General features: G+C 72.1%; 8 protein-coding genes and 1 tRNA gene. 5 read left to right on the top strand and 4 right to left on the bottom strand.

The window, feature by feature from the left end:
- Nucleotides 1–211 precede the first annotated feature (211 nt).
- A complete protein-coding gene (locus tag IEZ12_RS31690; protein WP_043909921.1) occupies nucleotides 212–820 on the bottom strand; it encodes a TetR/AcrR family transcriptional regulator in 609 nt (202 codons plus the stop codon).
- 144 nt (nucleotides 821–964) lie between these two features.
- Between IEZ12_RS31690 and IEZ12_RS31685 the strand changes: the two genes are divergently transcribed.
- Nucleotides 965–2182 carry an acyl-CoA dehydrogenase family protein gene (locus tag IEZ12_RS31685; protein ID WP_189276971.1) on the top strand — a complete coding sequence of 406 codons (1218 nt, stop codon included), beginning with the start codon at nucleotides 965–967 and terminating at the stop codon, nucleotides 2180–2182.
- Nucleotides 2183–2252: 70 nt separating this feature from the next.
- Here IEZ12_RS31685 and IEZ12_RS31680 read toward each other — a convergent pair whose 3' ends face one another.
- Together IEZ12_RS31680 and IEZ12_RS31675 are read right to left on the bottom strand one after the other, a co-directional pair.
- Nucleotides 2253–3077, bottom strand: a complete 825-nt coding sequence (locus IEZ12_RS31680; RefSeq protein ID WP_189276969.1) for an enoyl-CoA hydratase/isomerase family protein — start codon at nucleotides 3075–3077, stop codon at nucleotides 2253–2255.
- 79 nt (nucleotides 3078–3156) lie between these two features.
- Nucleotides 3157–3714, bottom strand: coding sequence for a GNAT family N-acetyltransferase (locus tag IEZ12_RS31675; RefSeq protein WP_189276967.1), 558 nt, complete (start codon nucleotides 3712–3714; stop codon nucleotides 3157–3159).
- A gap of 60 nt (nucleotides 3715–3774) precedes the next feature.
- Between IEZ12_RS31675 and IEZ12_RS31670 the strand changes: the two genes are divergently transcribed.
- Entirely contained in the window at nucleotides 3775–4407 is a 633-nt protein-coding gene (locus IEZ12_RS31670; protein WP_100590204.1) for a TetR/AcrR family transcriptional regulator, read from the top strand.
- A 49-nt stretch (nucleotides 4408–4456) separates the two neighbouring features.
- Here IEZ12_RS31670 and IEZ12_RS31665 read toward each other — a convergent pair.
- Nucleotides 4457–4529: transfer RNA gene (locus IEZ12_RS31665), tRNA-Arg, on the bottom strand.
- A 615-nt stretch (nucleotides 4530–5144) separates the two neighbouring features.
- Between IEZ12_RS31665 and IEZ12_RS31660 the strand changes: the two genes are divergently transcribed.
- The 3 genes from IEZ12_RS31660 to ettA all read left to right on the top strand — a co-directional run.
- A complete protein-coding gene (locus tag IEZ12_RS31660; protein WP_189276965.1) occupies nucleotides 5145–5753 on the top strand; it encodes a single-stranded DNA-binding protein in 609 nt (202 codons plus the stop codon).
- 272 nt (nucleotides 5754–6025) lie between these two features.
- On the top strand, nucleotides 6026–7438 hold the full coding sequence (locus IEZ12_RS31655; RefSeq protein WP_189276963.1) for a Cys-Gln thioester bond-forming surface protein: 1413 nt from the start codon (nucleotides 6026–6028) through the stop codon (nucleotides 7436–7438).
- 211 nt (nucleotides 7439–7649) lie between these two features.
- A partial coding sequence (gene ettA, locus IEZ12_RS31650; protein ID WP_229848399.1) for an energy-dependent translational throttle protein EttA occupies nucleotides 7650–8893 on the top strand: 1244 nt, incomplete at its 3' end.

Below are 8893 nucleotides of genomic sequence, written 5' to 3'. Positions count from 1 at the left end.
TGCGGGCGTCGAACCGGTCGGCGTGGTCGGCGGGCGGGCCGGCCGAGACGGTGCCGAGGACGGCGACGGCGGAGAGCAGCAGGGCGGCGGCGGAGCGGCGGACGCGCACGGGGCACCTCGCGGCGGGGTGGGTGAGGGGTGGGGTGCGCCGATCCTGCCGGAGCCGCTCCCGCCGCACAAGAGGTGAGACATGCTCATGTTTGATGGACGGTCAGGCCTCCGGGGCGGCGAGCATCGGCGGCAGGTCGGCGGCGGCGGACAGCCGGCCCCACAGCAGGTCGGCGAGCGCCTGCACCATCCGGGCGCGCGGGCAGGGGCGGGTCTCCAGCCACCAGTCGCCGGCCGCCAGCACCATGCCGGTGATCGAGCGGCCCCAGGTCTCGGAGAGCAGCGGCCCGTCCTGGCCGAGGTCGATCTGCTGCTGGATGGCGCGGGTGATCTCCTCGGCGATCTGCCGCAGCGCGGGCGCCAGCGCGTTGCCCGCGCCGGTGGGGTCGCCGGGTTCGGGGTGGGTGAGCAGCCGGTACACCTGCGGGCGGGACTCGATCGCGGCCAGGTAGACGTCCAGCACGTGCTCGACCCGGTCGCGGCGCTCCAGCGGCTCGTTCAGGGCGGCCCGGACGGCGGCCAGCAGGCCGGCCGTGTGACGTGCCGTCAACGCGCCGATCAGGCCGTTCCGGTCGCCGAAGTGCCGGTACAGGATGGGCTTGGTGATGCCCGCCTCGGCGGCGATGGCGTTCATGCTGGCGCCCGGGCCCTCGCGCTGGACGACCCGGTCGGCGGCGTTGAGCAGTTGTTCGCGGCGGGGTTCGGAGGTCATGCGCTGCTCCTCGTGCGGGTGGGGCCTGAACGGGCGTTGACACCGGTTACCTATCGGTAGCAGACTCGCCGCCATGTTACCGGAGGTAACAGCGCAGTGGCGCGGACACTCCGACCCGCAACCCCCGTCTCCTGGAGGCCGACCATGACCACCTTCTCGCTCGACCCGGGGCCGGACCAGATCGCCGTCCGCGACTGGCTGCACGGCTTCGCCGCCGACGTCATCCGCCCGGCCGCGGCCGAGTGGGACGAGCGCGAGGAGACGCCCTGGCCGATCATCCAGGAGGCCGCGAAGATCGGCATCTACTCGCTCGACTTCTACGCCCAGCAGTTCTTCGACCCGTCCGGCGTCGGCATCCCGATCGCCATGGAGGAACTGTTCTGGGGCGACGCCGGCATCGGCCTGGCCATCACCGGCACCACCCTGGCCGCCGTCGCGGTGCTCGCCAACGGCACCGACGAGCAGATCGGCACCTGGGCGCCGCAGATGTTCGGCACCCCCGACGACGTCAAGGTCGCCGCGTTCTGCTCCTCCGAGCCCGACGCCGGCTCCGACGTCTCCGCGCTGCGCACCCGGGCCGTCCACGACGGGGCCAAGGACGAGTGGGTGATCAACGGCACCAAGACCTGGGCCACCAACGGCGGCATCGCGCACGTCCACGTGGTGGTCGCCACCGTCGACCCCGAGCTCGGCGCGCGCGGCCAGGCGTCCTTCCTGATCCCGCCCGGCGCCAAGGGCCTGAGCCAGGGCCAGAAGTTCAAGAAGCACGGCATCCGCGCCTCGCACACCGCCGAGGTCGTCCTCGACGACGTCCGGATCCCCGGCCACTGCCTGCTCGGCGGCAAGGAGAAGCTGGACGCCCGCCTCGCCCGTGCCCGCGAGGGCGCCAAGGGCGGCGGCAAGAACGCCGCGATGGCCACCTTCGAGGCCTCCCGCCCGGCCGTCGGCGCGCAGGCCATCGGGATCGCCCGGGCCGCGTACGAGGTCGCGCTCGACTACGCGAAGACCCGGGTCCAGTTCGGCAGGCCGATCATCGAGAACCAGGGCGTCGCCTTCCAGCTGGCCGACATGAAGACCCGGATCGACGCCGCCCGCCTGCTGGTCTGGCGCGCCTCCTGGATGGCCGTCAACAACCGGCCCTTCACCAACGCCGAAGGCTCGATGTCCAAGCTGTACGCCGGCGAGACCGCCAAGTTCGTCACCGCCCAGGCCATGCAGATCCTCGGCGGAAACGGCTTCACCCGCGAGTACCCGGTCGAGCGCATGCACCGCGACAGCGCCATCTACACCGTCTTCGAGGGCACCAGCGAAATCCAGCGCCTGGTCATCGCCCGAGCCATCTCCGGCGCCCCGATCCGCTGACGACCCGCCGCCCGCCGGTCAGCGGGCGGACCAGAAGGCCGGCCCGGCGGCGGCAACCCCCACCAGTCGCTCAGAACTCCGGCTCGCGTCGTTCCAGGAACGCCGCCAGGCCCTCGTGGACGTCCGGTGCGGTGCGGGAGGCGCGTTCCCAGGGCTCCAGCGCGGCTGCGGCGGTCTCCGGGGCGGCGGCCAGGGCGGCTTTGGCCGCGCCGATGGTCTGGGGCGAGCGGTGGGTCAGCAGGCGGGCGAACTCGCGGGCGCGGGCGTCCAGTTCGGCGGGTGGGAGGACTTCGTCGAGCAGGCCGAGGAGTTCCGCGCGGGCGGCCGGGACGAGGGCGCCGGAGAACAGCAGGTACTTGGCGCGGGCCGGGCCGACCAGGGCGGCCAGGCGGAGCGTCGGCACCGCCGGGTACACCACGCCCAGCTTGGCCGGGGTGATGCCGAGGCGGGCGTCCTCGGCGGCGAACCGCAGGTCGCAGGCGACCGCCAGCTGGCAGCCGCCGCCCACACAGGCGCCGTGGATCACCGCCAGGGTCGGCCGGGGGAACGCCGCCAGCGCCTCCTCGGCCGCCACGTTCAGCGCGTGGTAGGCGTCCGCGGCGGCCGGATCGGCGTACACGTCGGCGAGTTCGGCGATGTCCGCGCCCGCCGAGAAGGTTCCCGCCGCGCCGGTCAGCAGCAGCGCCCGGACGTCGGCGCGCGCGCCGAGCTCGGCCAGCAGGCCCGGCAGCGCCCGCCACATGGCGCCGGTCACCGCGTTGCGGCGCTCGGGCCGGTCCAGCAGCACCGTCGCCACCCGGTCCGCGCCCACCCAGCAGCGCAGGCCGTCCACGCCGGTCGGCAGCTCGGTGTCCCCGGGGCCGGGGCGGTCGAGCGGAACGGTGCGCGCGGACATCACGGCCTCCGGGAAGGTGGAGAAGGGGACGGGTCGTCAGCCTTCCACAGCACGCCGGGCGTTCACCAGGTGATCAGGATCAAGCGGAGGCGTCCTGCGCCCGCCACTCCGGGGCCAGCATCGACCAGACCTCCAGGTCGAGGCGCTCGCCGAGGTGCTCGGTGGACTGGCGCATCGTCCCGTCCAGCGTCATGCCGAGGCGCTGGGCGACCGCGCGGCTGGCCGGGTTCACCGTGGAGTTCCACCACTCGGCGCGGTGCAGGCCGCGCTCCAGGAACGCGTAGTCCAGCAGGCGCCGGACCGCGGCGGTGACCAGGCCGCGGCCACGACCGGCCGGCTCCGTCCACGCCCCGATCTCGCACACCCCGGTCCCGGTCTCGAAGCGGACGAACATCACCCCGCCGACCAGGGCGCCGCCGAGCCAGATCCCGTAGATCCGGCCGGAGTCGCTGCTCTGCCGGTCGGCGTAGCGCTGCAGGGTCGCGCGGGCCGACTCCAGGTCGGTGCTGAAGGTCGCCCACGGGATGAACGGGTCGACGGTGGCCCGGGCGCGATCGATGTGCGCCAGGAACTCCTCGGCCTGCCAGGGCTCCAGCGGGCGCAGCTCGGCGTCCTCGGCCAGTGCGACGGTGTACATGGGCAGCCCCTCCGGCGGTCCGACATACATAACAAACGTTTGGTAGGTACCCTAGCGCGCATGACACCACCCGCCCGCGGAGACCACGAAGCACGCCGCCGGGACGTCTCCGAGGCGGTCTGGCGGGTGCTCGCCGCCCGCGGCTTCGGCGGACTCACCCTGCGCGCGGTGGCCGCCGAACTCGGCGCCTCCACCGGGCTGCTCACCCACTACTTCCCGAACAAGCGGGCGCTGGTCGCCCACGCGCTGGACGTCCTCGACCGGCAGGCCGCCGAACGCCGCCGCCCCGCCACCGAGGAGGCCGCCACCGCGCGCGGCCTGGCCGTGCTGCGCGCCGCCCTGCTGGACATCCTGCCGCTGGACGGCGCGGGCGCGGCCGGCAACCGGATCTGGGTCGGCTCCTGGGACGCGGCGCTCACCGACCCCGGGCTGACCGCCGAACACGCCGAGCGCTACCGCCGGGCGCGGCGGCGGATGACCGAGCTGTGCGCCGAGGCCCAGGAACGGGGGGAGCTCCCCGCCGACCGGCCGGCCGCGGACCTCGCCGCGCTGGCGCAGTCCTTCGCGCTCGGACTGGTGGTGCAGGCCTTGTTCGCGCCCGCCGAATTCCCGCCGGAGCGTCAACGCGCCCTGCTGGACGGCTTCCTGGCCGCCCTGGTGACGGGGGAGCGGCCGGACCCGGTCGGAAGCTGACCGGGGCGGGGGTGGGGCTCCTCGGCGGGTGCCGGGTCGGAGCCTGGTGTGCCCCCAGCAGGATTCGAACCTGCGACCTACCGCTTAGAAGGCGGGTGCTCTATCCGCTGAGCTATGGGGGCCGGGTGTGACGTCGGCCCGCGTGCCGGGCCTGGGCACCGGGACGGGATGTTCCGGGACAGGATACGGGTGTTCAGTTCTGCCACCTGGACTTCGAAGACCGGACCGGGGTGTGTCGGCCTCCACGGGGCGGTCCGATAATCGCAGGTAGTGCTCTGGTGCGCAGCGTTCTGCGGCGTCCCGGAGCCGGACGTTGTGCAGTCGTTACGGGGCTGCCGCCCCACCCGTTATGCATTCGGCGCGGCAATCCCCCGGGCGGGCCCGCGGGTGGGGGCATGTTTTGGGGTTCGTTCAGGTGGATGACATGGACGGGGCGAGTTGACGCCCACTCGTTCGGGGTTTCGGCGGTGGCGTTCAGGTGTCCTGCAGGTGCACGGCCCTCTTTGTCGTGGACACGCCCCATGGTCGTCACGTCGCGTGATCGATTCCGAACAGGAAATTACCGATATTTCACTCCTGCGAGTTACCCCGGTTTTCCACAGGGCCGAGTTTTCCACAGGGGAAGGGAAGTCGCCGGTCCGAATTCACCGGCAGGTGGAGGATCTGTCCGCGGCGGAAAATCCCGTCGGCGAATAGCGGACCGGCCGGTGCGGCGGCCGGAGAACGGAGACAGGGAAATGGACGGCGTGCTGGTGACGATGGTCGGCAATGCGGCCTCGAATGTGACGTACCGGGAGACGGCCGGCGGGGTGGCCGTCGCCACGTTCCGGCTGGCCGCCACCGAGCGGCGCTACGACCGGGAGCGCGGCGACTGGTCGGACGGCGAGACCACCTGGGTGACGGTGGTGGCCTGGCGGCGGCTCGCGGTCAACCTGGTCGGCTCGGTCAGCAAGGGGGACCCGGTGCTGGTGAGCGGTCGGCTGCGGGTGCGCGAGTGGGGGGAGGAGGGCAGCCGGCGCACCGAGGTGGAGATCGACGCCCGCGCGGTGGGTCACGACCTCACTCGCGGCACCTCCCTCTTCAAGCGCGCGGTGGAGGCCAAGGCGGCGGCGGTGCAGGGGAGTTCGGCGGCCGACTGGCCGACCGGCCCGGCGCGGGGCGGGTCGCGGGCGGTGCGACTGGTGGAGGAGGCGGTGCCGGAGTGGATCGTCAAGGCGGTGGCGGCCCGCCGGGAGGCCGAGGCCGCGGCGGGCGCGGCGGGTGGGTCGGCGGGCGGCCCGGCCGGTGGGGGCGGCGGGCCTGCGGGGCCGGAAGGTTCGGATGTGGCGGAGGAGGTTCTGAACTGACGGATTCTGGGCACCTGAGGCACCGATCGGTGCAATCCTGATTGTCGCGGCGGCCGCCCCGTGACTTTATGTCGACTCATCAACTCCCGTTGACAGCCTGCTCTTTGATAACGAAACAGCCACGATATCGTCCTGATTTGCTACGGCCCCCAGGCGCTCGGGCCGCGTCAATAGGATGCGTCTGGTCCACACACGTGCAGCGGCGCCACAGGGGGTGCCGCTTTGCAGGGGGCGGGTTGCCACTGGCACGTCGCCGCCCGGAGGGATCGCACATGTTCCACAAGCAGAGGCGGGCTGTCTCCCGCGTCGTCGCTGTCATGCTCGCGTCGGGGCTGGTCGTCGGGTCGGGGCTGCTCGCCACCGGCACGGCCGCCGCCGCCGACGGCCCGTCCTCGGGCGTGACCGGGAAGCTGCAGGGCAACGTCCTCTACGGGCAGAAGACCGAGTCCGAGACCCGCCCGGGCCACTGGCTGCCCGTCACCGCGGGGCAGCTCACCCTCGGGGTGACCGGCACCGAGTCCACCCTGGCCGTCTACTGCATCGACCTGCTCAACGACACGATCAAGACCGCCACCTACCACGAGACCGACTGGGCCTCCACCTCGCTCTCGCAGCCGGAGAAGGTCAAGGCCAAGGCCGGCCCGAAGATCCAGTGGATACTCGAGAACTCGTTCCCGAACATCGACGAGGTCGCGCTCTCCAAGTCGTCCGGGATCGACGGCCTGACCAAGAGCGACGCCGCCGCGGGCACCCAGGTCGCGATCTGGCACTTCTCCGACCCGAACATCCCGGTCCGGATGGCGGGTGACTACCCGAAGACCGAGAAGCTCATCGCGTGGCTGATCGCCCAGGCCGAGGCCAAGGGCGGCGCCGAGGAGCCCAAGCCCTCGCTGGCGCTCAACCCGGGCTCGGTCGCGGGCAAGAGCGGCGAGCTGGTCGGCCCGATCACCGTCACCACCGGCGGCGGCGCCGCCGACGTCACCGTCGCGCTGGACAAGAAGGGCACCGACGCGGGCGTCAGCCTGGTCGACAAGAGCGGCGCCCCGGTGAAGACCGCCAAGAACGGCGACCAGCTGTTCGCGAAGGTCCCGGCCGGTGCGGACGCGGGCACCGCCACCATCACCGCGGACGCCACCGCCACCGTCAAGCTCGGCCGGGCGTTCGTCGGCGACGACAACGGCAAGCACAGCCAGACGCTGATCCTGGCCGGCAGCAACAAGGTCAAGGTCAACGCCCTCGCCACCGTCGCCTGGGCGCCCGCCGGCCCGATCCCGACCGCCACCGGCAAGGTCGACTGCACGCAGGGCGCGCTGGTCCTCACCGTCTCCAACAAGGGCGACCGGGACTGGAACTTCACCGTCGGCGGCAAGAACGTCACCGTGAAGCCCGGCGCCACCCAGGACGTCGTCCTGCCGGTCGCCGAGGACACCGCCTACAACTTCACCGTCACCGGCCCCGGTGGCTTCTCGCAGACCTTCAGCGGCGTGCTGAACTGCAAGACCGACAGCAACACCCTGCCGCCGGTCACCCCGACCCCGTCGCCCACCCCCACCGGCCCTGAGCTGGCCTCCACCGGTGGCGGCATGGGCACCGGCGTCACCGCCGCGATCGCCGGCGTCCTGGTCGTCGCCGGTGGCGCCGCGGTCTACGGCCTGCGCCGCCGCGGCCGCCACAGCCGCGCCTGACCCGCACGCTGACCCTCCCCGGCCGCCCGCCGGGGAGGGGCGGCCCCGCCCCCGCACTGTGGGGGCGGGGCCGTTCGCGTGCCGGGCCGCCGCAGCCTGCGGCCCGGCCGGTCGCCGCCCGGCCCGAAGGGCGTTCGGGGCGGCATCGGCCTTACGGCACAATGGAAGGCTGCAAGCCGATTACTCGACGACGACGCCGGAGCGATCTCACGTGGCGGAATACATCTACACCATGCGCAAGGTGCGCAAGGCACACGGCGACAAGGTCATCCTTGACGACGTGACGCTCTCCTTCCTCCCCGGGGCGAAGATCGGCGTCGTCGGCCCCAACGGCGCCGGCAAGTCCACCGTGCTGCGCATGATGGCCGGCCTGGACCAGCCCTCCAACGGCGACGCCTTCCTCTCGCCGGGCTTCACCGTCGGCATGCTCCAGCAGGAGCCGCCGCTGGACGAGACGAAGACCGTGCTGGAGAACGTCCAGGACGGCGTCAAGGAGACCAAGGGCAAGCTCGACCGGTTCAACGAGATCGCCGAGCTGATGGCGACCGACTACTCGGACGCGCTGCTCGAGGAGATGGGCAAGCTCCAGGAGGACCTGGACCACGCCAACGCCTGGGACCTGGACGCCCAGCTGGAGCAGGCCATGGACGCGCTGGGCTGCCCGCCCGGCGACTGGCCGGTCACCAAGCTGTCCGGTGGCGAGAAGCGCCGCGTGGCGCTGTGCAAGCTGCTGCTGGAGCAGCCCGACCTGCTGCTGCTCGACGAGCCCACCAACCACCTGGACGCCGAGTCGGTGAACTGGCTGGAGCAGCACCTGGAGAAGTACCCCGGCACCGTCGTCGCCGTCACCCACGACCGGTACTTCCTGGACAACGTCGCCGAGTGGATCCTCGAACTCGACCGCGGCCGCGCCTACCCGTACGAGGGCAACTACTCCACCTACCTGGAGACCAAGCAGACCCGTCTCAAGGTCGAGGGCCAGAAGGACGCCAAGCGCGCCAAGCGGCTCAAGGAAGAGCTGGAGTGGGTCCGCTCCAACGCCAAGGGCCGCCAGGCCAAGTCCAAGGCCCGCCTCGCCCGTTACGAGGAGATGGCGGCCGAGGCCGACAAGATGCGGAAGCTGGACTTCGAGGAGATCCAGATCCCGCCGGGCCCGCGTCTGGGCAGCGTCGTCATCGAGGTCGACCACCTCAACAAGGCCTTCGGCGAGAAGGTCCTGATCGACGACCTGAGCTTCACCCTGCCGCGCAACGGCATCGTCGGCATCATCGGCCCGAACGGCGCGGGCAAGACCACCCTGTTCAAGATGCTCCAGGACCTGGAGACCCCGGACAGCGGCACGGTCAAGGTCGGCGAGACCGTCAAGATCAGCTACGTCGACCAGACCCGCTCCAACATCGACCCGAAGAAGACCCTGTGGGAGGTCGTCTCCGACGGCCTCGACTGGATCAACGT

Source organism: Kitasatospora griseola (assembly GCF_014648555.1).
Taxonomy (GTDB): domain Bacteria; phylum Actinomycetota; class Actinomycetes; order Streptomycetales; family Streptomycetaceae; genus Kitasatospora; species Kitasatospora griseola.
Note: the sequence above shows the minus strand (reverse complement) of the source record. Positions and strands in the feature narration are given on the sequence as shown.